At 73.6% G+C, this 21858-nt stretch carries 21 protein-coding genes; 19 read left to right on the forward strand and 2 right to left on the reverse strand.

All coding sequences use genetic code 11. The annotated features are described in order from the left end of the window. Window positions 1-256: 256 nt before the first annotated feature. On the reverse strand, window positions 257-1078 hold the full coding sequence (locus AC1DPN_RS02600; RefSeq protein ID WP_477083157.1) for an HAD family hydrolase: 822 nt from the start codon (window positions 1076-1078) through the stop codon (window positions 257-259). Between the two features lie 191 nt (window positions 1079-1269). Here AC1DPN_RS02600 and ssd point away from each other — a divergent pair, with 191 nt between their 5' ends. The 7 genes from ssd (at window position 1270) to AC1DPN_RS02635 (ending at window position 5502) form a co-directional block, all read left to right on the forward strand. Beyond that, on the forward strand, window positions 1270-1941 hold the full coding sequence (ssd, locus tag AC1DPN_RS02605) for a septum site-determining protein Ssd (RefSeq protein WP_477083158.1): 672 nt from the start codon (window positions 1270-1272) through the stop codon (window positions 1939-1941). Between the two features lie 2 nt (window positions 1942-1943). Then, window positions 1944-3101: a TadA family conjugal transfer-associated ATPase gene (locus AC1DPN_RS02610; RefSeq protein ID WP_477083841.1), complete on the forward strand. Its 1158-nt coding sequence runs from the start codon at window positions 1944-1946 to the stop codon at window positions 3099-3101. Beyond that, window positions 3098-3838: a type II secretion system F family protein gene (locus AC1DPN_RS02615; RefSeq protein WP_477083159.1), complete on the forward strand. Its 741-nt coding sequence runs from the start codon at window positions 3098-3100 to the stop codon at window positions 3836-3838. Before AC1DPN_RS02610 ends, AC1DPN_RS02615 begins: the two co-directional genes overlap by 4 nt. Then, window positions 3835-4377 carry a type II secretion system F family protein gene (locus AC1DPN_RS02620; protein ID WP_477083160.1) on the forward strand — a complete coding sequence of 181 codons (543 nt, stop codon included), beginning with the start codon at window positions 3835-3837 and terminating at the stop codon, window positions 4375-4377. The genes AC1DPN_RS02615 and AC1DPN_RS02620 overlap by 4 nt, the downstream gene beginning before the upstream one ends. A 116-nt stretch (window positions 4378-4493) precedes the next feature. Beyond that, the gene (locus tag AC1DPN_RS02625; RefSeq protein WP_477083161.1) at window positions 4494-4820 is read left to right on the forward strand and encodes a DUF4244 domain-containing protein; all 327 of its coding nucleotides are present in this window, start codon (window positions 4494-4496) and stop codon (window positions 4818-4820) included. Then, window positions 4817-5152 carry a TadE family type IV pilus minor pilin gene (locus tag AC1DPN_RS02630; RefSeq protein ID WP_477083162.1) on the forward strand — a complete coding sequence of 112 codons (336 nt, stop codon included), beginning with the start codon at window positions 4817-4819 and terminating at the stop codon, window positions 5150-5152. Before AC1DPN_RS02625 ends, AC1DPN_RS02630 begins: the two co-directional genes overlap by 4 nt. Then, complete coding sequence (locus AC1DPN_RS02635) at window positions 5149-5502, forward strand: Rv3654c family TadE-like protein (RefSeq protein ID WP_477083163.1); 354 nt, start codon at window positions 5149-5151, stop codon at window positions 5500-5502. Before AC1DPN_RS02630 ends, AC1DPN_RS02635 begins: the two co-directional genes overlap by 4 nt. Window positions 5503-5559: 57 nt before the next feature. Here AC1DPN_RS02635 and AC1DPN_RS02640 read toward each other — a convergent pair whose 3' ends face one another. Beyond that, window positions 5560-8082: a DEAD/DEAH box helicase gene (locus tag AC1DPN_RS02640; protein ID WP_477083842.1), complete on the reverse strand. Its 2523-nt coding sequence runs from the start codon at window positions 8080-8082 to the stop codon at window positions 5560-5562. A 119-nt stretch (window positions 8083-8201) separates the two neighbouring features. Between AC1DPN_RS02640 and AC1DPN_RS02645 the strand changes: the two genes are divergently transcribed. The 12 genes from AC1DPN_RS02645 (at window position 8202) to AC1DPN_RS02700 (ending at window position 21801) form a co-directional block, all read left to right on the forward strand. After that, on the forward strand, window positions 8202-8963 hold the full coding sequence (locus AC1DPN_RS02645; RefSeq protein WP_477083164.1) for a LamB/YcsF family protein: 762 nt from the start codon (window positions 8202-8204) through the stop codon (window positions 8961-8963). A 13-nt stretch (window positions 8964-8976) separates the two neighbouring features. Continuing rightward, complete coding sequence (locus AC1DPN_RS02650; protein WP_477083165.1) at window positions 8977-9600, forward strand: 5-oxoprolinase subunit B family protein; 624 nt, start codon at window positions 8977-8979, stop codon at window positions 9598-9600. Beyond that, window positions 9597-10442 carry a 5-oxoprolinase subunit C family protein gene (locus tag AC1DPN_RS02655; RefSeq protein WP_477083166.1) on the forward strand — a complete coding sequence of 282 codons (846 nt, stop codon included), beginning with the start codon at window positions 9597-9599 and terminating at the stop codon, window positions 10440-10442. Before AC1DPN_RS02650 ends, AC1DPN_RS02655 begins: the two co-directional genes overlap by 4 nt. Before the next feature lie 84 nt (window positions 10443-10526). Then, complete coding sequence (locus AC1DPN_RS02660; RefSeq protein WP_477083167.1) at window positions 10527-10850, forward strand: STAS domain-containing protein; 324 nt, start codon at window positions 10527-10529, stop codon at window positions 10848-10850. 174 nt (window positions 10851-11024) lie between these two features. Then, window positions 11025-13343, forward strand: coding sequence for a sodium-translocating pyrophosphatase (locus AC1DPN_RS02665; protein WP_477083168.1), 2319 nt, complete (start codon window positions 11025-11027; stop codon window positions 13341-13343). Window positions 13344-13435: 92 nt separating this feature from the next. Further along, window positions 13436-14071, forward strand: a complete 636-nt coding sequence (locus AC1DPN_RS02670; RefSeq protein WP_477083169.1) for an endonuclease/exonuclease/phosphatase family protein — start codon at window positions 13436-13438, stop codon at window positions 14069-14071. Between the two features lie 13 nt (window positions 14072-14084). Continuing rightward, the gene (locus AC1DPN_RS02675) at window positions 14085-15596 is read left to right on the forward strand and encodes a DUF7059 domain-containing protein (protein WP_477083170.1); all 1512 of its coding nucleotides are present in this window, start codon (window positions 14085-14087) and stop codon (window positions 15594-15596) included. A 139-nt stretch (window positions 15597-15735) separates the two neighbouring features. Further along, a complete protein-coding gene (locus AC1DPN_RS02680; protein ID WP_477083171.1) occupies window positions 15736-16929 on the forward strand; it encodes an efflux RND transporter periplasmic adaptor subunit in 1194 nt (397 codons plus the stop codon). Continuing rightward, window positions 16922-17656 (forward strand): ABC transporter ATP-binding protein, encoded by a 735-nt coding sequence (locus AC1DPN_RS02685; protein WP_477083172.1) that lies wholly within the window; start codon window positions 16922-16924, stop codon window positions 17654-17656. The genes AC1DPN_RS02680 and AC1DPN_RS02685 overlap by 8 nt, the downstream gene beginning before the upstream one ends. After that, window positions 17653-18885: an ABC transporter permease gene (locus AC1DPN_RS02690; protein WP_477083173.1), complete on the forward strand. Its 1233-nt coding sequence runs from the start codon at window positions 17653-17655 to the stop codon at window positions 18883-18885. The genes AC1DPN_RS02685 and AC1DPN_RS02690 overlap by 4 nt, the downstream gene beginning before the upstream one ends. Before the next feature lie 20 nt (window positions 18886-18905). After that, window positions 18906-19859: a hypothetical protein gene (locus AC1DPN_RS02695; protein ID WP_477083174.1), complete on the forward strand. Its 954-nt coding sequence runs from the start codon at window positions 18906-18908 to the stop codon at window positions 19857-19859. Then, on the forward strand, window positions 19852-21801 hold the full coding sequence (locus AC1DPN_RS02700; RefSeq protein ID WP_477083175.1) for a hypothetical protein: 1950 nt from the start codon (window positions 19852-19854) through the stop codon (window positions 21799-21801). Before AC1DPN_RS02695 ends, AC1DPN_RS02700 begins: the two co-directional genes overlap by 8 nt. The last annotated feature ends 57 nt before the right edge of the window (window positions 21802-21858 follow it).

Below are 21858 nucleotides of genomic sequence, written 5' to 3' on the forward strand. Positions count from 1 at the left end.
CGCCCCGGACGGTTGTCCCACCATGTGGCGGCCCAACCCCTCTGACCTGCGGTCGGCCGCGCGGGGGTTCCCTTTCAAGCCCCACGGGAGTACCAAGGAGTCACAACTGCATGACCCGCGAGGGCACCCACGCGCAGGAGAGTCCACCTATGGACGGGTCGACCGGGCTTGCCCCGTAGCGACCATCGAGAGTGCACGCATGATCACCCTCCGGTCATCGTTGGCGACGGCGCCCCCTCGGGGGCGCTGTCGTTCGTCACGACCGTTTCTTGCGGCGGATCAGCACCCACGTCACGACGACGGCCGCGACGACCAGGACGATCGCGCCCGAGGTCACCACGCGTGCGGGCGGTCGGGCGAACGAGAACAAGGGCACCGGCCGGTTGAACGTGAGCGCTCCCCAGCCCTTCTCGGCAGCGAGGCGGCGCAGCGGGCGGTCGGGGTTGACCGCGAACGCATGGCCGACCACGCCGAGCATGGGGGCGTCGGTGATCGAGTCCGAGTACCCGTAGCTCGCCGACAGGTCGTACCCCTGCTCGGCCGCGAGTGCCGTGATGGCCTCCGCCTTGTTCTCGCCGTACGCGTAGAAGTCGATGCCACCGGTGTAGCGGCCGTCGAGGACCGTCATCCGCGTCGCGATCACGTGGTCGGCGCCCAGGGCCGCGGCGATCGGCTCGACGACCTCCGCGCCCGACGCTGACACGACGACGACGTCCCGGCCCGCCGCGTGGTGCTCGTCGATGAGCGCAACCGCCTCCAGGTAGACCGACGGGTCGATCGACTCGTGCAGGGTCTCCGCGACGATCGACGACACCTGGGCGACATCCCAGCCGGTCACCATCCGGCTGAGCTGGGCACGGAGGCGTTCGGTCTGGTCCTCGTCGGCGCCACCGACCAGGTAGAGAAGCTGCGCGTACGCGGAACGCATGACGGCGCGCCGGGTCAGCAGGCCCTCGGCGAGGAACGGGCGCGAGAACGCGGTCGCCGACGACGTCGCGATGATCGTCTTGTCGAGGTCGAAGAACGCCGCGGCCCGGGGTGCAGACGCGGGCGCCTGAGGCGTCTGCTCCTGGTCCATGGTGCTCCGGGTGTGCGGTGTCGGCTGCGTGCTCCGCGAGCCTAACGGCACTCACCGACACGTGACGGATGTCGTGACCCGACCACAGCCCCGCGTATTTGCGAGAGCTCCCGGCAAGGCCTTCCTCCAGCCGGTCGGCCGCCGAGACTGGCGACGCGCCGGCGACCGACCGGCCGGGACGAGGGTTCTCCGTGGGGGCGTCGGTGATCGGTGTCGTGTCGGCGCGCGGTGGTGCGGGGGCGTCGACGCTCGCAGCCGCGCTCGCGGGACAGCTGGCCAGGCGCACGGCGACCGTGCTGGTCGACCTCGACCGCGGGTCGGGCGGGATCGACGTGCTGCTCGGGACAGAAGGTTCCGACGGGGTGCGCTGGCCCGACCTGAGCGGCGCGCGTGGCGACGTCCCCGGCGCCGACGTGGTCGCGCTGCTGCCGCGGTGGGGAGCGTGCGCGGTGCTGAGCGCCGACCGGTTCCGGGCCGGTGCGCCCGAGCCTGCCGTCGTCGCGGACGTGCTGCACGGGCTCTGCGCGGCGGTCGGAGCCGTGGTGCTCGACCTCGACCGTGGCTCCGTCGTGGCGGGGGAGTCGATGGTCGCGGCGTGCGACGCGGTCCTCGTCGTCGTGCCCCGGGACCTCGGGTCGGTCGCGGGCGTCCTGGCGATGCGGCCGTTCCTCGACGGACCGGGCGTCGGCCTCGTCGTGCGAGGCCCGGCCGTGCTGGGCGCTGCTGAGGTGGCGGACGCGGTCGACCTGCCCGTGCTGGGCACGCTCCGTCGGGATCGCGGGCTCTCGTCTGCGCGGGGCGGTCTGCCCGCGCGCGGGCGGACGTCCCGCCTGGCCGCTCGTCTCGCGCGGGGGCTGCCGTGAGCATCGATGCGGCGTTCCTCGACCGGGTCCGCGCGCGGGTCGGCCGAGGGGATGGTGTCGACGCCGCAGTGGAGTCGGCTGCGCGGTCGTCGGGCGTCGTGCTCGGGTCCACCGCGCTCCTCGCAGCCTCGCGGACCGCGCGCGACGAGCTGTTCGGTGCAGGTCCGCTGCAGGCGTTGCTGGACGACCCCGACGTCACGGACGTGCTCGTCAACGGGCCGCGGGACGTGTGGGTCGAGCGGGCCGGACGGCTCACGGCCGTGGCCCTCGACCTCGGCTCCGAGGCAGAGGTGCGCGCGCTCGCGGTGCGGCTCGCGGCGGCCGGGGGCCAACGGCTCGACGACGCGTCACCGGCGGTCGATGCGCGCCTTCCCGACGGCACGCGTCTGCACGCGGTGCTCCCGCCGGTCTCAGGTGCGGGAGCCGTGCTCAGCCTGCGGGTCGTCAGGTCGCGAGCGCTGACGCTCGACGAGCTGGTGCGGTCCGGCACGCTCGCCCCGGGCCTGGTGCCGATCGTCCGGGCACTGGTCGCGACGAAGGCGAACGTGCTGGTCTCGGGCGCGACGGGATCCGGCAAGACCACCCTGCTCGCGGCGATGCTCTCACTGGTGCCGCACGACGAGCGGATCGTGGTCATCGAGGAGGCCGGCGAGCTGCAGCCGGACCACCCGCACGTGGTCCGACTGCTCGCCCGGAGGGCCAACGTGGATGGGGCCGGGTCCGTCGGCCTGAGCGAGCTGGTCCGGCAGGCGCTGCGGATGCGGCCCGACCGGATCGTGCTCGGCGAGTGCCGCGGAGCCGAGGTGCGCGAGGTCCTGACCGCGCTGAACACGGGCCACGACGGCGGGTGCGCGACGGTCCACGCGAACGCGGCGGCCGACGTCCCCGCGCGGCTGGAGGCGTTGGCCGCTCTCGCCGGGATGTCGACGCACGCGGTCGCCGCGCAGGCCTCGAGCGCCGTCGACGCCGTGCTGCACCTGCGGCGGGCGGGCGCCGACCGCGCTCTGCGGTACGTCGCGGAGGTGGGCGTCGTGCGGCGCTCCGGGAGCGGTGCGCTCGAGGTCGTCGATGCCGTGCGGGCCGATCCCGGGGGCGCGTGCGTGAGCGGACCGGCCTGGCCCGCGCTCGCCGACCGGCTCGGGCTGGGCGGACGCCCGTGACGGTCCTCGTCGGGCTGGCTGTGGGGATGGCCGTGCTCGCGATGGGGGTCCGTGTGCCGCGCCACGTCGTCGTGCACGCCGGCCGGCGGCCCCATGGCCGGCCGGTGGGTGCGGCCGCGATGGAGCTCTCCGGAGTGCTCGGCTCGGCGGCGGCCCAGCTGCGTGCCGGAGCGTCGGCGGGTGAGGCCTGGTCGCGCGCGCTGGGGGAGCCGGTGGGGAGGGTGCCGTCGGTCGCGCAGATGGTCGGTCGGACGACGACACGGCGGCGCTCCCGGGCGGCGCACGGGCAGCGGGCCGCGGCGGTCGTCGCGGCTTCCCGGCTGTCCGACGACCTCGGTGCGCCGCTGGCCGGCGTCCTCGACCGGATGGCTCTCGGGATGGCGGCCGACGAGGAGTGCGAGGGCGAACGGCTCGCAGCGCTCGCCGGACCGCGGGCGACGGCCCAGGTCCTCGCGTGGCTGCCGCTGCTCGGGCTGGTGCTCGGCGTCGAGCTTGGGGCGAACCCGGTCGCGGTCGTGCTCGGCGGGGGCGTCGGGACGGCCGCGGCAGGGGCCGGTCTCGTGCTCGTGGCGCTCGGCCGGTGGTGGACGAGTGCTCTGCTCGTCCGCGCGGCACGCGACGACGACGTGTCTGCTCGGCGCCGGGCGACGGGTGACGGGTCTCGGCTGGGGAGGCTGATCGGTGACCGCTCGAGGAGCAGCCCGCTTCTCGGGGAAGGTTCAGGGTGGGCCGGGTGATCGGCGTCGTGGTCGCCCTTGCTCTGCTCGGCGCGACGAGTGCCTGGTGGGTCCGGCCTCGGCGCCCGGTGCGGCGGCCGGGGCGCGATCGGGCGGCGGCCCCGACGACGTCGGACCCTGTCCTGCTGCTCGACCTCGTCGAGGTGGCCCTGACGACCGGCGTCTCCGTGCCGCGCGCGCTCGCCGCCGTGGGGGAGTCCGTCGGTGGACCGCCGGGCGAGTACCTGTCGCGCGCATCAGCGTCGCTCCTGCTCGGGGCCTCCTGGCGGTCGGCGTGGGCGGGCTGCCCGTCGAGCGTGCTGGACGTCGCCGACGTGCTCGAGGCCAGCTGGACGACCGGCTCCGCACCGGGCCCGGCGCTGCGCGCTCGTGCGGACCAACGCCGTCGCCGACGCCGCGCACGAGCGCGCGCGGCGGCCGGAGCGCTGGGGGTGCGGCTCGTCCTGCCGCTCGGCCTGTGCTTCCTGCCGGCGTTCGTCCTGCTCGGTCTCGTGCCGATGCTGCTGAGCCTCGCGTCCGGCCTGTTCGGCACGGGCTGATGCACCCACAGCCCCGAGCCGCTGGTGATCCAGAAGGCGGTCGGTGTGGGGCGGCCGGGTCCACGCACGCTGGTCGGGACGCCGGACGGTCGGTGTCCCGACGAAGGGAGAAGGACATGACGGGCAACGAGGAACCGACGAACGGCGCCGACGACCGGGCCGCTCCGCCATGGCTGGAGCCGATCTCGGCCGACCGGGCGCGGCACTTCCTGGAGCCGTGGTTGGCGGCTCGACGTCGGGCCGTGCGCCCGTTGGTCACCGGCGCGCAGGACCGCGGCCGCCATGTGCGCGACGAGCTGGCGGAGGCAGGGATGGCAACGGCGGAGTATGCGATCGCCACCCTCGCGGCGGTGGGGTTCGCCGGGCTCCTCGTGGCGATCATGCGCGGCAACGAGGTCAAGGGCTTCCTGCTCGCGATCATCCGGCAGGCGCTGGGCCAGTGACCGGGCGCGACCGGGGGAGCGTCACCGCCGAGCTCGCCGTCGGGCTGCCCGCCGTGGTGCTCGTCCTGGTCGCGCTGCTCGTCGTGTCGTCGGCGGCGGTCGCCCAGACGCGGTGTGCGGACGGCGCGCGGGCCGGGGCGCGGTCGGCCGCGCTCGGTGAGGACGACGCGACGGTGGTCGCGACGGCGCGACGCGTGGCCGGTGGGGACGCGGCGGTGAGCGTCTCGCGCTCGGGCGGCTGGGTGAGCGTCACGGTGAGCGACGACGTGGGCCCGTGGCAAGGCGTTCCTCTGCGGGCATCGACGACCTCGGTGGCCCGGGAGGAGCCGTGAGAAGGCCGTCCGGTGACGAGGGATCGGGGACCGTCCTGCTGCTCGGGTTGGTGTGCGTCGTGGTCCTGATGGCGGCTCTGCTGGGCGTCGTGGCCTCGGCGCAGGCGGCCCGAGGGCGTGCGCAGGCGGCGGCGGACCTGGCGGCGCTCGCGGGCGCGTCGCGGCTGCTGCCGCTGGGCGGGGGTGATCCGTGCGGCATCGCCGCCCAGACGGTTTCCCACAACGGGGGACGGTTGGTCGGGTGCGACGACGAGGGGAGCGGCGTCCTGCACGTCCGCGTCGTGGTGCCGACGCGCATCGGCGTCGCGACGGCGCAGGCGCGAGCGGGTCCGGCGTCCGCGCGTGGGTGAGGCATCCGGTCCAGCTGCACGAACACGGCGTCGAGCAGCTGGAGCGCGAACGCCGACTCAGGCGGGTGCGTGCGCGAGCACCGCGTCGAGCAGCCGGACGGCGGCGGCCTTCTCCAACGGGTTGTTGGCGTTGCCGCACTTGGGGGACTGGACGCACGCGGGGCAGCCCGAGATACAGCGGCAGGCGGCGATCGCGTCGCGGGTGGCGCGCAGCCACGTCGCGCCCAGGGTGAACCCACGTTCCGCGAAGCCGGCGCCACCCGGGTAGCCGTCGTGCACGAAGACCGTGGCCATGCCGGTGTCGGCGTGCAGCGCGGTCGACAGGCCGCCGAGGTCCCAGCGGTCGCAGGTCGCCAGGAGGGGAAGGAGCCCGATCGAGGCGTGCTCGGCGGCGTGCAGGGCGCCCGGCGCGGTCTCGGCGTCGACACCCGCGGCCTCCAGGATCGACGGAGGGGCGGTCCACCAGACGGCGGTCGTGCGGAGCGTGCGCGCAGGCAGGTCGAGGGTCTCGTTGCCCAGGACCTGCAGGTCGGGGATGCGTTTGCGCTGGTAGCCGGTGACCTGGGTGGTGACGTCGACCGCGCCGAACCCCCACGTGATGGGTCCCCAGGGCACCTGCGCATCGACCGAGCGGATCTCGGTGCTCGTGGCGTGCCGGGACCAGGTGCCGTAGTCGACGTCCCGTCGGGTGACCAGCGCGACGCCGTCCTCCAGGCGCAGCTCGTCGACGACGAACGTCGCGCCCTGATGCACGTAGACCGCGCCGGTGTGCACGGTCGAGTCGGCGGACCCGGCGTCGACGGTGCCGAGCAGGCGGCCCGTCACGGACTCGACGACGCGGACCGGCTCGCCGCCCGAGCCGCGCAGGTCGGTCAGGCGGCTCGCGATCTCGTTGCGGGTCCAGTACCAGCCGGACGGCCGTCGTCGCAGGGCACCGCGCTCGACCAGCTCGCCCAGCAGCTCGAACGTCCGAGGTCCGAATCGGTCGAGCTCCTCGAACCGCAGCGGGAGCTCGGCGGCGGCGGCGCACAGGTGTGGCGCCAGGACGTACGGGTTGGTGGTGTCGAACACCGTCGCCTCGACGGGGGTGTCGAAGATCGCCTCGGGGTGGTGCACCAGGAACGTGTCGAGCGGGTCCTCGCGCGCGACGAGCGCGACCAGACCGTCCGCGCCTGCCCGGCCGGCGCGGCCCGCCTGCTGCCACAGCGAGACTCGCGTGCCGGGCCAACCGGCGATCAGCACCGCGTCGAGCCCCGAGATGTCGACGCCCAGCTCGAGCGCGTTCGTGGTCGCGAGCGACAGCAGCGAACCGGTCCGGATCGCGTGCTCCAGCGCCCGACGTTCCTCGGGCAGATAGCCGCCTCGGTAGGCCGACACCCTGCGGCCGAGTGCGGGGTCGACCTCCTCCAGGTGCCCGCGGGTCGAGGCGGCGACGGACTCGGCGCCCCGGCGCGAGCGTGTGAACGCGAGCGTGCGCGCGCCGGCGATCGTCAGGTCGGCCAGCAGGTCGGCGATCTCGGCCGTCGCGGTGCGGCGGGGCCGGTCGGCGGGCTCGCTGACCACTCGCTCACCTGTCCCGAGCGGCCCTGAGCCCTCGCGACGGAGGGCGACCGACGACAACGCGGTGGTCGCGGAGGCGGTGGGGTCCACAGGTCGGACAGGGAGGGGGAGACCCCACACGTCGTCCGGCTCCGGCGGCCCGAGGTCGTCGGGCGCGCGGGCGAGATCCGGCAGTGGCAGGTCGGTGGCCCACGGGTCGTCCTCGGACACCGGGTACGCGATGCCCGGCAGCTCGGGTGGCTGCCAGAGGACGAACGTCTTGCGGCCTGCGGGGGAGGCGTCCGTGGTGACGGCGGTGACCTCGGACGGGTCGACGCCGATCAGCCGGGCCGCGCTGACAGCAGGGTCGGAGGTGGTCGCCGAGGCCAGCAGGAACGTCGGTGAGGCGCCGTACGACTCGGCCAGGCGCCGCAGCCGTCTCAGCACGAGCCCGACGTGGGCACCGAAGACCCCCCGGAACGCATGGCACTCGTCGACCACCACGAACTGCAGCGACCCGAGCATCCGTGCCCAGCGGCGGTGCTGCGGCAGGAGCGCGAAGTGCAGGAAGTCGGGGTTGGTGAGGACGACGTCGCCGTACTCCTGCACCCAGCGGCGCTCCTCGAGCGACGTGTCGCCGTCGCACGTGGCCACGCGCGTGTCGCGGGTGCCGCTCGCCGTCAGCAGGCGGTCGAGGGCCACGAGCTGGTCGGCGGCGAGTGCCTTGGTCGGGCACAGGTAGAGCGTCGTGGCACGACGCGCGAGCGACTCGATCCGCCCGGGGTCCAGCGTCGAGCCCGCGGCCGCCGCGCGGACGCGCGAGAGCGCCGGCAGCCAGAACGCGAGGGACTTGCCCGAGCCGGTGGAGGTGGCCAGCACGGTGTGCCGACCGGACCAGGCGGCGTCGGCCGCGGCCGCCTGGTGCGTCCACGGGCGCTCCACGCCCAGCGACCGGTAACCCCGCACCAGGTCCCCGTCGGCCCACTGCGGCCAGTCGGCGTGCGTCCCAGGCCGGGCGGGCAGGTACTGCACGTGGGTCATCCGGTCCGCTCGCCGGCCCCCCGCGAGCAAGACGTCGAGCAGCTCGCCGGTTCCCACCACCTGGTCATCCTCGCACCGGGCCGAGCACGAGCCGACGGCACGCTGGCAGGATCAGGTGCATGGCGTCGAACATCGACCTGAACTGCGACCTCGGCGAGGACGTCGACCCGTGGGTGCCGGGGGTCGAAGGTCTGGACACCCAGCTGCTCGACGTCGTGACCAGCGCGAACGTGGCCTGTGGGTTCCACGCCGGAGGCGCGCGCGTGATGGCGGCGGTCTGCCGCGCTGCCGCGTTCCGCAGGGTGTCCATCGGCGCCCACGTCTCGTACCTGGACCGCGAGCACTTCGGTCGACGAGCCCTCGCGGTCCCGCACGACGAGCTGCGGGCGCAGGTCGCCTACCAGCTGGGTGCGCTCCAGGCGGTGGCCAGCAGCGTCGGCGCGACGGTCGCGTACGTGAAGCCGCACGGCGCCCTCTACAACGTCGTCGTGCACGACGAGGTCCACGCCCGGGCGGTCGTCGAGGCCGTGGACCTGCCGCTGGTCGGGCTGCCCGGGTCGGCTCTGCTCGCGCTCGCCGCGTCGAAGGGGCTGCGTACCGTCGCGGAGGCGTTCGCCGACCGTGGCTACCGCGCGGACGGGACTCTGGTGCCGCGCAGCGAGGAGGGCGCGCTCGTCACGGACCCGGAGCAGGTGGCGGCTCGTGTCGTGCGGATCGCCGACGAGGGCCGGGTGACCACGGTCGACGGCACCGACGTCGAGCTGCGCGCGGAGTCGGTCTGCGTGCATTCCGACACGCCAGGTGCGGTCTCCCTTGCACGCTCCGTCCGGCGGGCGCTGGAGGAGTCGGGCGTCGTCGTGCGGGCCTTCGCGACGGCGTGAAGGTGAGCAGGAGATGAGCGGGACCGACGAGCCGAGGACGCTGCCGTTCGGGGACGGCGCGGTCCTCGTCCAGCTGCCCGACCTGGCCGCCGTGCACGCCCTGGACGCTGCGATCCGGGAGCTGGACGACCCGCGGGTCGTCGACCGGGTCCCCGGCGCGCGCACGCTCCTGCTGCGCGGCCCGGACCCCGACGCGCTCGCGGAGCTCGTCCCGCAGGCGTGGGCGCACCGGACGGCCGACGACGCCGCCGCGGGCAAGCTCGTCGTCCTCGAGGTCACCTACGACGGCGAGGATCTCGCCGGGGTCGCCGAGCTGACGGGGCTGTCGGTGCACGACGTGGTTGCGCGTCACACCGGCGCCGAGTACACCGTGGCCTTCGGCGGCTTCATGCCCGGCTTCGCGTACCTGACGGGTCTCGACCCGCTGCTGCGGGTGCCGCGGCTCGGCTCCCCGCGCACGAAGGTGCCGGCCGGATCGGTCGCGATCGCCGACGAGTTCAGCGCGGTGTACCCGGCCGCCACCCCGGGCGGCTGGCGGTTGCTCGGGCGGTGCGACGTACGGCTCTTCGATGTCGACCGCGACCCGCCGGCCCTGCTGGTGCCCGGCACCCGCGTGCAGTTCGTGGTGGCGCCGTGATCGAGGTCCTCGACCCTGGTGTTCTCACGCTCGTGCAGGACCTCGGCCGGCCGGGCTGGGCGCACGTCGGGGTCGGTCGCTCGGGTGCGGCCGACGTCGGGTCGCTGCGGCTCGCCAACCGACTCGTCGCGAACGACGAGGGCGCAGCGGGACTGGAGGTGCTGCTCGGCGGCCTCCGGATCCGTGCGGGGAGCCCGCTGACCGTCGCCGTGTCCGGTGCGCCGGGACCCGTCTGGGTCGACGGGACACCGGTCGCGCACAACGCGGTCCTCGAGCTGGCGGCGGGCACCGAGCTGCGCGTCGGGACGTCGACCGTGGGGCTGCGGTCCTACCTGGCGGTGCGCGGCGGGATCGCGGTGCCAGCGGTCCTCGGCTCGCGGTCCACCGACCAGCTCGGGGGCATCGGTCCCGCGCCCCTGTCGGCCGGTGACGTCCTGCCGGTCGGACCGGCACCGGACGACTGGCCGGTCGTCGACCTCGCACCCGCGGGACGCTGGCCCACGGACGTGGTGCTCGCGGTCCGGCCCGGCCCGCAGGTCGACTGGTACGCCGACGGTCTGGCCACGCTCGTGTCCGGCGACTACACGGTGACCCCCGCGACCAACCGCGTCGCTCTGCGCCTGGAAGGACGGGCGATCGAGCGCAGCGTGGAGGGCGAGCTGCCTCCTGCCGGCCTGGTCCCCGGCGCGGTGCAGGTTCCACCCGACCGCCGGCCGGTCGTCTTCGGCGTCGACCACCCCGTCACCGGCGGCTACCCGGTCCTGGCCGTGGTCCGCGCCCGTTCGCTCGACCTGCTCGGCCAGGTGCGCCCCGGCGAGCGGGTGCGGTTCGTCGTCGACTGACCACAGACTCACCCCGGAGGCTGGTGGCGACCGGGGCCTGGCCTGCTTGAATGCCCCTAGGAGGGGTGAACCGTGGACATACGCGTGACCAGCCGGGACATCGGTCCCCACACCGTCATCGAGGTGGACGGCGAGATCGACGTGTCCACAGCCGACGCCCTGCGCGACGAGCTGTCCGTCCTGCTCGAGCGGGAGCGCGTCGACCTCATCATCGACCTGCGTGCGGTGCGTTTCATGGACTCGACCGGGCTCGGCCTCCTCGTCGGCACCCTGAAGAAGGTGCGCCTGCAGGGCGGCACCCTCCAGCTGGTCATCGACTCCGAGAAGCTGCTCAAGGTCTTCCGGATCACCGCGCTGCTGCAGGTGTTCACGGTCCACGAGACGCTCGAGTCGGCGCTCGGCGCCTAGACCGACCACCGGACGTCGTTCCGGGAGACCTCGGCGTTCCGCAGTGGTCACATGCTGGACGCGTCGTGGTGCGATCCACGTCACATCTCATGGCTAGACTCGCCCGGTCACGCAGCAACGGGGCTGTTGGACAGGGCGCGGTCCGGGGGGTCCGCGCGGTGTCGAGGAGGATGCATGGTCGAGCTCGGGTCCACGAGCCTCACGATCGTCGGCGTCATCGCGGCGATCGCCGTCGTGTCACTGGTCATCGCTGTCGTACTTCGTCGGCAGGTGCTCGCGGCGAGCGAGGGCACGGAGAAGATGCAGGACATCGCCAAGGCCGTGCAGGAGGGGGCGTCGGCGTACCTGAGCCGGCAGTTCCGCACCCTGGCGGTCTTCGCGGTCGTCGTCTGCGCACTCCTGTTCCTGCTGCCGGGCGACAGCGGCGTCAAGGTCGGGCGTTCGGTCTTCTTCCTGATCGGAGCCGTGTTCTCGGCGACGATCGGGTACCTGGGCATGTGGCTCGCGACGCGGGCGAACGTCCGGGTCGCCGCGGCCGCGTCCCAGGAGGGCGGGCGGGCCGAAGGGGCGCGCATCGCGTTCCGGACAGGCGGCTTCGTCGGCATGAGCGTCGTCGGTCTCGGCCTGCTCGGCGCGTCGTCGGTCGTCCTCATCTACAAGGGTGAGGCGCCCGCGGTGCTCGAGGGCTTCGGCTTCGGCGCCGCGCTGCTCGCCATGTTCATGCGGGTCGGCGGCGGCATCTTCACCAAGGCTGCCGACGTCGGCGCCGACCTCGTCGGCAAGGTGGAGAAGCACATCCCCGAGGACGACCCGCGCAACGCAGCCACGATCGCCGACAACGTGGGCGACAACGTCGGTGACTGCGCCGGCATGGCGGCGGACCTGTTCGAGTCCTACGCGGTCACGCTCGTCGCGGCGCTCATCCTGGGCAAGGCCGCGTTCGGCGAGCAAGGTCTCGTCTTCCCCCTGATCGTCACCGCGATCGGCGCGATCGTCGCCGTGCTGGGCGTCGCCATCACGCGCGTCCGCGGTGCCGAGTCCGGACTGACCGCGATCAACCGCGGCTTCTACATCGCGGCGCTCGTCGGGGTCCTGCTCTCCGCGGTCGCTGCCTTCACCTACCTCCCGTCGACGTTCGGGGCCATCGACGGGGTCGCCGCAGCACTGGCCGACCACGGGGGTGACCCGCGGCTCATCGCGTCCGTCGCGGTCGCCATCGGTGTCGTCCTGGCGGGCATCATCTTGTGGGTCACCGGGTACTTCACCGGCACGACGAGCAAGCCCACGCTGCACGTCGCGCGCACGACGCTCACCGGTGCGGCCACGGTCGTCCTGTCCGGCATCGGCGTCGGCTTCGAGTCCGCCGTCTACACCGCGGGCATCATCGCGGCGGCGATCTGCGGGGTCTTCCTGCTGGCCGGCGGCTCGATCGGCCTGGCCCTGTTCCTCATCGCGCTCGCCGGCTGCGGCCTGCTCACCACCGTCGGCGTCATCGTCGCGATGGACACGTTCGGCCCCGTGAGCGACAACGCTCAGGGCATCGCCGAGATGTCCGGCGACGTGACGCCCGAGGGCGCGCAGATCCTCACGGACCTGGACGCCGTCGGCAACACCACCAAGGCGGTCACCAAGGGCATCGCGATCGCCACGGCCGTGCTCGCCGCGACCGCGCTCTTCGGCTCGTACGCGGAGGCAGTCGTGTCGTCGATCCGGGAGGCCCTGCCCACGTGGGAGCGCGGCGACGCAGTTCCCGGCTCGGACATCGTTCAGGCCATGGTCAACTACGAGATCATCAGCCCGGTCACCCTCGTGGGAGTCATCCTCGGCGGCGCGACGGTGTTCCTGTTCTCGGGCCTGGCCATCGACGCGGTGACCCGCGCCGCCGGCGCCATCGTGTTCGAGGTGCGCCGCCAGTTCCGTGAGAACCCCGGGATCATGACCTACGAGGTCCGTCCCGAGTACGGCCGCGTGGTCGACATCTGCACGCGCGACTCGCTGCGCGAGCTGGCCACCCCCGGCCTCCTGGCGGCGTTCGCACCGATCGCGGTCGGGTTCGGCCTCGGCGTCGGCCCGCTCGCCGGGTTCCTCGGCGGGGCCATCGCGACCGGTGTCCTCATGGCCGTCTTCCTGGCCAACTCCGGTGGCGCCTGGGACAACGCGAAGAAGATCGTCGAGGACGGCAACTTCGGCGGCAAGGGGTCTGACGCCCACGCGGCGGCGGTCATCGGCGACACGGTCGGCGACCCGTTCAAGGACACCGCCGGCCCGGCCATCAACCCGCTGATCAAGGTCATGAACCTGGTCGCGCTGCTCATCGCCCCGGCCGTCGTGGCCGTGTCGGTGGGCGACGACGCCAACCCGGCTCTGCGGCTGGGGATCGCGGCGGCCGCCGCCCTGATCGCGTTCGGTGCGGTCGTCGCGTCCCGTCTGCGGGCCGCGCGCGACGACAAGGACGACCTGACGCGCGAGGCTGAGAAGCTGCTCGCAAGCTGACGAAGGACGACCAGCGACGCCCCCGGGTCACCACGACCGGGGGCGTCGCTATGGTGTCGTAGGTGCAACCCGACCGTGACCCTGCTCCGCGCATGAGGCTCATGACCTACAACCTCAAGGGTCTGCACCTGTCGGCGACCGCCGCCGCGACGGTGGTGCGCGACGCCGCGCCTCACGTTCTGGCCGTCCAGGAGCCGCCGCGCGGGCTGTTCGGTCGGCTCCGGATGCGCAAGTTCGGGTCCGCGGTCGGCATGGTCCCGGTGGTGAACGGGTTCGGTGCGCGGACGACGGCGCTGCTGGTCCGAGGCCTGCCCGTGCACTCCGCGCACGCCGTCCGGCTGCCCTGGCGCCCGGGGCGGACCCGGCGCGGCGCCTCGGTCGCCGTGGTCGACGGCGTGACGATCGTCGTCGTCCACCTCTCGCTCGTCCGGACCGAGCGGGCGGCGCACCTGCAGCTGCTCCTGGACGAGGTCGTCCCGACCAAAACGACGGTGGTGCTCGGCGACATCAACGAGCGGCCCGACGGTCCGGCGTGGGCGCGGCTGGTGGCCCATCTCGGCTCCGCGGCGGTGCCGACCGGTCCCACGTTCCCCGCGGTCGAGCCTCGGCAGCGGATCGACGCCGTGATCCCGACCGCCGACCTCGTCCTGACCGGCGCGTTCGTGCCCGCCGGCGCGGCGGTCGAGGCGGGCAGCGACCACCGGCCGATCGTCGTCGACCTGCGCTGACACACTGGGGCGCGTGGAACACGACCTCACCCTGATCGACCGGCTCCGCGACGACCTGACGGCCGCGGGCTACGGCGTCGCGGGGGTCGAGGAGGTGCTCGGGCCGGTCGCGTCCGACGCCCTGCACCGCGAGGAGCCCGTCCCCGCGCTGCGGGCCACCGCGGGTTCCGACGAGCCGGTCGCGGTGCTCGTCCGGGCGTTCCTGCTGGGTGGCGTCGTCTCCGCCCGGGCTGTCGGACGCGCCCTGCCTCGGCTGGGCGTCGACGGTGCCGCTCGCCTCGGCCTGCTCCGGGCCGACGGCGACGACGTGCGCGCACTGGTCGACCTGCGCCCGTACACCGCGGTCGACGGCCGCGGGGAGGTCGACTGGTGGATCGCGTCCGACCTGGGCGAGCTGGCGACCGGGCACGCCCTGCGCACCGACCACGTGCTCGGCGTCGGCGGTGCGTCGACCACGCTCGCTCAGGTCACGGTCCGCGACGAGCGCTCCCTCGTGCTCGACCTAGGCACCGGCTGCGGCATCCAGGCGCTGCACGCGTCCCGGCACTCGTCGCACGTCATCGGCACCGACATCTCCGGCCGCGCGCTCGAGTTCTCCCGGTTCAACGCGCTGCTGGCCGGTGTCTCGCTCGAGCTGCGATCCGGCTCGATGCTCGAACCCGTCGCCGACGAGCGCTTCGACCTCGTCGTCAGCAACCCGCCGTTCGTCATCACGCCCCGCACCCCGGGCATGCCCGCGTACGAGTACCGAGACGGTGGTCGGGCGGGCGACGCGATCGTGAGCGAGCTCGTCGAGGGAGTCGCCGAGGTGCTGGCCCCGGGCGGGGTCGCACAGCTGCTCGGCAACTGGGAGGTCCGCCGCGGCGAGCAGTGGCAGGACCGCGTGGGCTCGTGGCTGGACGCGTCGGGCCTCGACGGCTGGGTGGTCCAGCGCGAGCTGCAGGACCCCGCCCAGTACGCCGAGACGTGGATCCGCGACGGCGGGACGACTCCCGACCGCGACCGCGGCGCCTGGGCCGACCGGTACGGCCAGTGGCTCGACGACTTCGACTCGCGGGACGTCGAGGCCATCGGCTTCGGCTTCCTGACGCTGCGCAAGCCGCTGGCGGGTGCTCCGTCGTTGCGCCGGCTCGAAGAGGTCACCGGAACCGTGCGTCAGCCGCTCGGCACCGCGATCGCGGCGTCGCTCGCCGCGCACGACTGGCTCGAGCTCCACGACGACGAGGGGCTGCTGGACTCCTACCTGGTCGTGTCGTCGGACGTCACGGACGAGCGCTACCTGACCCCTGGCGACCCCGACCCGCAGGTGGTCCTGCTACGTCAGGGCGGCGGGTTCGGCCGGGCCGTCCAGGCGGGCACCGCGCTCGCGGGGTTCGTCGGCGCGTGCGACGGCGAGCTCTCGGTCGGGCAGATCGTCAACGCGCTGGGCGCGCTCCTGGAGGTGGGCGCCGACGCGGTCGCCGCGGACATCCTCCCGTCGGCCCGCGGCCTGGTCCGCGACGGCCTCCTGCTCCCGTCGTCGTAAGACCCCGCGACGTCCGTACACGCGGGCCCTACGAGCGCGTTCTCACAGGTCAGCCACAGGTCCGTGCTACGAGCGGTCCAGGGCGCCTCCCTACGTTCGGCCAGGTTGATCAACCTGGTCCTAGACGTGAGGGAAGAACATGCAGCGCGTATGGACGCGGACGGGTCCGCTGACGCGGACGCTCGGCGCGGTGGTGATCGTGGCTGTCGTCGCGACCGCCATCTGGTGGTTCGGGATCCGGGACGCCTCTGCGGCGACGGAGGACCAGGTCACCCGGACGGTCGCGGCGAGCCTGACGACGATGGAGAAGTCGGTCGCCGCCTCCGGGACGCTCACGCCGAGCGTGCAGCAGGACGTCAGCTTCGAGGTCAGCGGGACGGTCACCTCGGTGCCGGTCGCTGTCGGGCAGACGGTCACGGTCGGGCAGACGCTGGCGACCGTCGACACCCTCCAGCTCGAGGCTGACCTGCTGCAGGCGAAGTCGACGCTGGCCAGCGCGCGGGCCCGGCTCTCCGACGCGGAGGACGCCGACACCGGCTCGACGACGAGCGACGCTCAGATCGCGGCCGCGCAGGCCCAGGTCGACGTCGCGCAGGCGGGCGTGGACACCGCCCAGACCGCGCTGAGCGGCGCGATCCTGGTCGCGCCCGTCGCCGGCCTGCTGACGGCGGTCACCCTCGAGGTCGGGGACGCCGTGGGGTCGAGCCAGAGCCCGAGCGGTGCCTCCGACTCCTCGACCGCGCAATTCACGATCGTCGCGACCGACACCTGGGAGGTCGACGTCACGGTCTCCGACGCGGACGTCGCGCTCGTCGCGGTCGGCGACCAGGCGGAGGTCACGCTCGACGGTGCGACGACGCCGGTCTTCGGCACGATCAGCGAGATCGGCCTGCTGTCGACGAGCGACACGGGTGTCGCTGCCTACCCGGTCACGGTCGCGGTCACGGGCGACCAGGAGGGCCTGCACGACGGCGTCAGCGCGGACGTGAAGCTCATCTACGAGCGCCGCACGGACGTGCTCACCGTCCCGAGCCTGGCGGTCACCACGACCGACGGGAAGTCGACGGTCGACGTGCAGGCCGCGGACGGCACGACCAGCACGGTCGACGTGACGGTCGGGGAGACGTCGGGGAACCTCACCGAGATCACCGAGGGCCTGGCCGAGGGCGACGAGGTCGTGCTGGCCGTGTTCACCCCCGGGTCCGGCGGGACGGGACGGGACACCCAGCAGCAGGGGGAGCTTCCCGGCGGCGGGCAGTTCTTCCAGGGCGGCCCCGGTGGCGGCACCGACACGGGTCCCCAGGTCCAGCAGGGCGGTCCGACCAATGGCTGAGCTGACCCTTCCGTTCTACGACGAGGCGCCGGCCACCGACGTCCACCCGGTCATCGACCTCGCCGGCGTCGGCAAGACCTACACGTCGGGCAGCATCGAGTTCGAGGCCCTCCGCGGTGTCGACCTGCGCATCGAGCAGGGCGAGTACGTCGCCGTGATGGGCCCCTCGGGGTCGGGCAAGTCGACGCTCATGAATATCCTCGGCTGCCTGGACATGCTGAGCCGCGGCACGTACCACCTGGCCGGTGAGGACGTGAGCGAGCTCGACGAGATCGACCTCGCGGACATCCGCAACCGTCGCATCGGCTTCGTGTTCCAGCAGTTCAACCTGCTGCCGTCGCTGTCGGCGCTGCGCAACGTGGAGCTGCCGCTGGTCTACGGCCGGGTGCACGGCACCGAACGCAAGCGACGGGCGACCGCCGCGCTCGAGCGGGTCGGTCTCGGCGACCGGCTGGCGAACCGTCCCGGCGAGCTGTCGGGCGGCCAGCAGCAGCGTGTCGCGGTGGCCCGCGCCCTCGTCGGCGAACCGGCGCTCCTCCTCGCCGACGAACCGACGGGCAACCTCGACTCGTCGTCGACCCACGAGATCCTCGGCCTCTTCGACGAGCTGCACGCCCAGGGCCGGACCATCGTGCTCATCACGCACGAGGCCGACGTGGCCGAGCGTGCCGAGCGGGTGGTGCGCGTCATGGACGGCGTCGTCACGTCGGACGGCGGTGCGCGATGACCTGGACGGAGACCTTCCGCACCGGGTGGGCCGCCGTGCACACGCACGCGCTCCGCTCGATCCTCACCGTGCTCGGCATCCTCATCGGCATCGCCGCGGTGATCCTCACGGTCGGCCTCGGGCTCGGCACGCAGAAGGACGTCAGCGCGCAGATCAGCGAGCTGGGCAGCAACCTGCTGATCGTCCGGCCCGGCAGCAGCACGACCGCCGAGGGCGTGCGCGGCGGCTTCGGCTCACGCACCACCCTGACAACGGCCGACGCCGAGGCGCTCGCGTCGTCGGTGAACGCACCGGACATCGGGGCCGTCGCGGCCGAGAAGACGACGAACGCGTCGCTCGAGGCCAACGACACCAACTGGACCACCACGGTCACCGGCACGACGACCGAGTGGTTGGACGTGCGGGGCCGCACGGTCGCGAGCGGCGCGTTCTTCACGGCCGAGGACGAGGCGAACCGCGCGGCGGTCGTCGTGCTAGGGCCCGAGACCGCGCAGGAGCTGTTCGGCACCACCCGCGTGGTCGGGCAGACGGTCACGGTGAACGGGACCGAGCTGCAGGTCGTCGGCGTGCTGGAGGCCGAAGGAGCGTCCGGCGACAGCGACCTCGACGACGTCGCGGTCCTGCCGATGTCGACGGCGGCGGACACCGTCACGGGCGGACTGAGCCGGAACGCGGTCTCGACGATCTACGTCCAGGCCGCCTCGACCGACCAGCTCAACGCCGCCTACCAGGAGGCCGAGACGCTCCTGCTGAACCTGCACGGCATCACCGACTCGGCGAGCGCCGACTTCACGATCAACAGCCAGGACGCGCTCGTGTCCACGGCGACGGCCGTCTACAAGACGCTCACCGTCCTGCTCACCGGGATCGCGGCCCTGTCGCTGCTCGTCGGCGGCATCGGCGTCATGAACATCATGCTCGTCTCGGTCACCGAGCGGACCCGCGAGATCGGTCTGCGCAAGGCGCTCGGCGCCCCGCCGTGGGCCATCCGTCGGCAGTTCCTGGTCGAGGCCACCGTGCTCGGCCTGTCCGGTGGGCTGCTCGGTGCCGCCCTTGGCATCGTCGCGGCCCAGGTCCTGCCCAACCTGCTCGACACCTCGGTCGTCGTGTCCGGTGCCGCCGTCGTCGGTGCCGTGGTGGTCGCCATGGGCATCGGACTCGTCTTCGGCGTCTACCCCGCCACGCGCGCCGCGCGACTGGCCCCCATCGACGCGCTGCGCGCGGAATGACCCACCCAAGGAGCCCCCTGATGTCCACCCGACTCCGCAATGCACTGCTGCTACCCACCCTCGCGGCGGCGAGCGTCCTGCTGCTCGGTGCCTGCACCGGCGGCACCGAGCCGGCGGCCGCTGCCCCCTCGGCGGCCAGCACCGCCGACGCCGGTTCCGGCGACGACAGCGGCCCGCAGCGTTCCCAGCAGGACGGCCCCGGTGGCGGTGGCGCGTCCGGTGAGATCGCCTCCGTCAACGGCACGGTCATGCAGCTGCGCAGCACGGACTCGCAGACGGCCGTGACCTGGACCGACAGCACCACCTTCACCGCTCAGGTGGCCGCATCGCTGTCCGACGTGACCGTCGGAACCTGCGTGGTGGCCGTCGCGGCGCCGACCACGGACTCGTCCGGCGATGCGTCGACCGACGACTCGACGCCCGTCGCCGCGACGACCATCCGGATCACGGAGCCGGCTGACGATGGCACGTGCACGCCGTCGCTCGGCGGCGGGTTCGGCGGCGGTCCCGGCGGCGGCGGAGGTGACCTCCCGGACGGGGCACCCACCGATGCCCCGTCGATGCCCGCCGACGGCACCCGCCCGTCCGGTGCGCCGGACGGGGGGTCCGACGGCCGGCTGCGCATGTTCGGCGGAGGCGCGAGCGGCAAGGTCACCGCGGTCGACGGCAGCACCCTGACGGTCGAGACGACAGGTTCCGACGCGACCACGACCGGCCGGACGGTCACCGTCTCGGCCGACACCACCTACACGCGCACGCAGGCCGCGGACGCGACCGCGGTCGTCGTCGGCCAGTGTGCGACCGCACGCGGAGAGGCCGACGACAGCGGCAAGGTCACCGCGACGACCGTGAGCATCTCCGCCCCGACCGACGGCTCGTGCACCAGCGGGTTCGTGTTCAACGGCGGTCCCGGCGGCACCGGTCCCGGCGGTTCGGGGCAGGACGACCAGCAGGAAGGCACGACCCATGCCTGAGTCGGTGAGGCCCTCCCTGGCGGCCCGGCGTCGCGCCCGTCGTCGTCGGATCGTCGTGCTCGGCACCGTCGGTGCGGTCGTGCTCGTCGCGGCCGGCGGCGGGGTCGCCCTCGCCGTGACCGGCGGCGAGGACTCCCGCTACCGGACCGTCGCCGCCGAGAAGTCCAGCGTCGAGCAGCTCATCGACTCGGTCGGCACGATCGCGTCCGCGACGCGTCGGGACGCGTCGTTCTCGGTGGGCGGCACCGTCGCGACCGTGAACGTGACCGTCGGTCAGGTGGTCGTCGCCGGCGACACGCTGGCGACGCTCGACACCGAGTCGCTGCAGGATGCGGTGGAGGCGGCGCAGGCAGACCTGGCCACGGCGCAGCAGCAGCTCAGCGACGACCTCGACTCGCAGACGTCGTCGAGCTCCGACTCGTCGAGCTCCGACTCGACGAGCTCTGACTCCCCTAGCTCCGACTCCTCGTCGACTCCGTCGCCCGAGCCCAGCGCGTCCACCCCGTCGACGCCGTCGACCGACGAGCCCGGCGGCGACACCACGGACCCGGCGGTCGCCCAGGCGGTCGCGGACGTGCAGCACGCGCAGCAGGCGCTCCTGGACCAGTACCAGGTCGCGGCCGACGCGCTCGCGGCCAGCGGCGAGAGCGTCACGGCGTCGCAGGCGTCGTGCGCGGCGTTCCTCGCGGTCGTCCCGGCGGACGTCACGGGTTCCGACGACGACACGACCGACCCGGCGGACTCGTCGGACCCCGCGGAATCGTCGGACCCCGCAGACCCTGCGGACCCGACCGACCCGGCGGATCCCGCGGACCCGACCGACCCGGCTGACCCGGCGGACCCGATCGATCCGGTGGTGACGGACACGACCGCCGTCACGCAGGCGCTCGCCGACTGCCAGTCGGCGTTGTCCGGCGCGCTCGACGCCCAGACCGCGACCGACACCCAGCAGCAGGCGTTGCTCACGCTGGCCAAGGCGCTCGACGACTCCGTCGCTGCGCTGCAGACCGCGATCGAGAACGCGGCGGGCACGTCGGAGCAGCCCAGCGGCTCGACCACGCCGACCGGCTCGTCGACCCCGTCGTCCCAGGAGACGACGACGCCGACCTCGAGCACGAGCACCCCGTCCTCGTCGAGCCCCTCGGGGGGCAACGCCACGACGACGGCAGCATCCGCGGCGACGATCCTGGCGGACCAGGCGGCGATCGACCTCGCCGAGGCGAACGTCGCGCTCGCGCAGAGCAAGCTGCCGTTCGCGACACTGACCAGCCCGATCGCGGGCACGGTCGCGGCCGTGTCGTTGGCCGTGGGTGACTCCGTGGAGGCGTCGTCGACAACCGCCGTCGTGACGGTCATCGGGACGAACGGCTACACGGTCACCACGACCGTCCCCCTGAACAAGATCGACATCGTGCAGGTCGGGCAGTCCGCAAAGCTCACCACGCCGAGCACCGACGCCCAGCTGACCGGGACGGTCTCCAGCATCGGGGTCCTCGACGCGTCGACCACCAGCGAGCCCGCCTACACGGTCGTGCTGGCGCTCGACCCGACGGACGTCCAGCTCTACGACGGTGCCTCGGCGACCGTGCGGATCGCGGTGGCAGGTGCCGACGAGGTGCTCACCGTCCCGACGTCCGCGGTGCACGTGGACGGCACCACGGCGACGGTCCAGGTGCTCCAGGACGGAACGCCGACCGACGTCACCGTCACGCTCGGCGCCGTCGGCGCGGAGCGCACGGAGATCACCGACGGCCTGTCCGTCGGGCAGGAGGTCGTGCTGGCCGACCTCGACCAGGCGATCGACACCGGGACGTCGTCGACGAGCAACGGGCTCTCGGGTCTCGGCGACGACGACCAGGCACCGCAGGGCTTTGTGGTCGACGGTGGGCCCCCGCCCGGGTTCACGGGCACGATGCCGGGCGGCACCTCGCAGGGCGGCTGAGCCTCCGTCCGCCGCGTCCTGCCCGAGCACCCCGGCAGCTGGTCTGCCGGGGTGCTC

Source organism: Cellulomonas sp. P4_H4 (assembly GCF_056400865.1).

Excerpts from the sequence above, each read along its gene's own strand:
- AC1DPN_RS02600 (WP_477083157.1), bottom strand. The coding sequence starts at position 1,078 with ATGGACCAGGAGCAGACGCCTCAGGCGCCCGCGTCTGCACCCCGGGCC.
- AC1DPN_RS02625 (WP_477083161.1), top strand. The coding sequence starts at position 4,494 with ATGACGGGCAACGAGGAACCGACGAACGGCGCCGACGACCGGGCCGCT.
- AC1DPN_RS02640 (WP_477083842.1), bottom strand. The coding sequence starts at position 8,082 with ATGACCCACGTGCAGTACCTGCCCGCCCGGCCTGGGACGCACGCCGAC.
- AC1DPN_RS02645 (WP_477083164.1), top strand. The coding sequence starts at position 8,202 with ATGGCGTCGAACATCGACCTGAACTGCGACCTCGGCGAGGACGTCGAC.
- AC1DPN_RS02650 (WP_477083165.1), top strand. The coding sequence starts at position 8,977 with ATGAGCGGGACCGACGAGCCGAGGACGCTGCCGTTCGGGGACGGCGCG.
- AC1DPN_RS02665 (WP_477083168.1), top strand. The coding sequence starts at position 11,025 with ATGGTCGAGCTCGGGTCCACGAGCCTCACGATCGTCGGCGTCATCGCG.
- AC1DPN_RS02670 (WP_477083169.1), top strand. The coding sequence starts at position 13,436 with ATGAGGCTCATGACCTACAACCTCAAGGGTCTGCACCTGTCGGCGACC.
- AC1DPN_RS02680 (WP_477083171.1), top strand. The coding sequence starts at position 15,736 with ATGCAGCGCGTATGGACGCGGACGGGTCCGCTGACGCGGACGCTCGGC.
- AC1DPN_RS02685 (WP_477083172.1), top strand. The coding sequence starts at position 16,922 with ATGGCTGAGCTGACCCTTCCGTTCTACGACGAGGCGCCGGCCACCGAC.
- AC1DPN_RS02690 (WP_477083173.1), top strand. The coding sequence starts at position 17,653 with ATGACCTGGACGGAGACCTTCCGCACCGGGTGGGCCGCCGTGCACACG.
- AC1DPN_RS02695 (WP_477083174.1), top strand. The coding sequence starts at position 18,906 with ATGTCCACCCGACTCCGCAATGCACTGCTGCTACCCACCCTCGCGGCG.
- AC1DPN_RS02700 (WP_477083175.1), top strand. The coding sequence starts at position 19,852 with ATGCCTGAGTCGGTGAGGCCCTCCCTGGCGGCCCGGCGTCGCGCCCGT.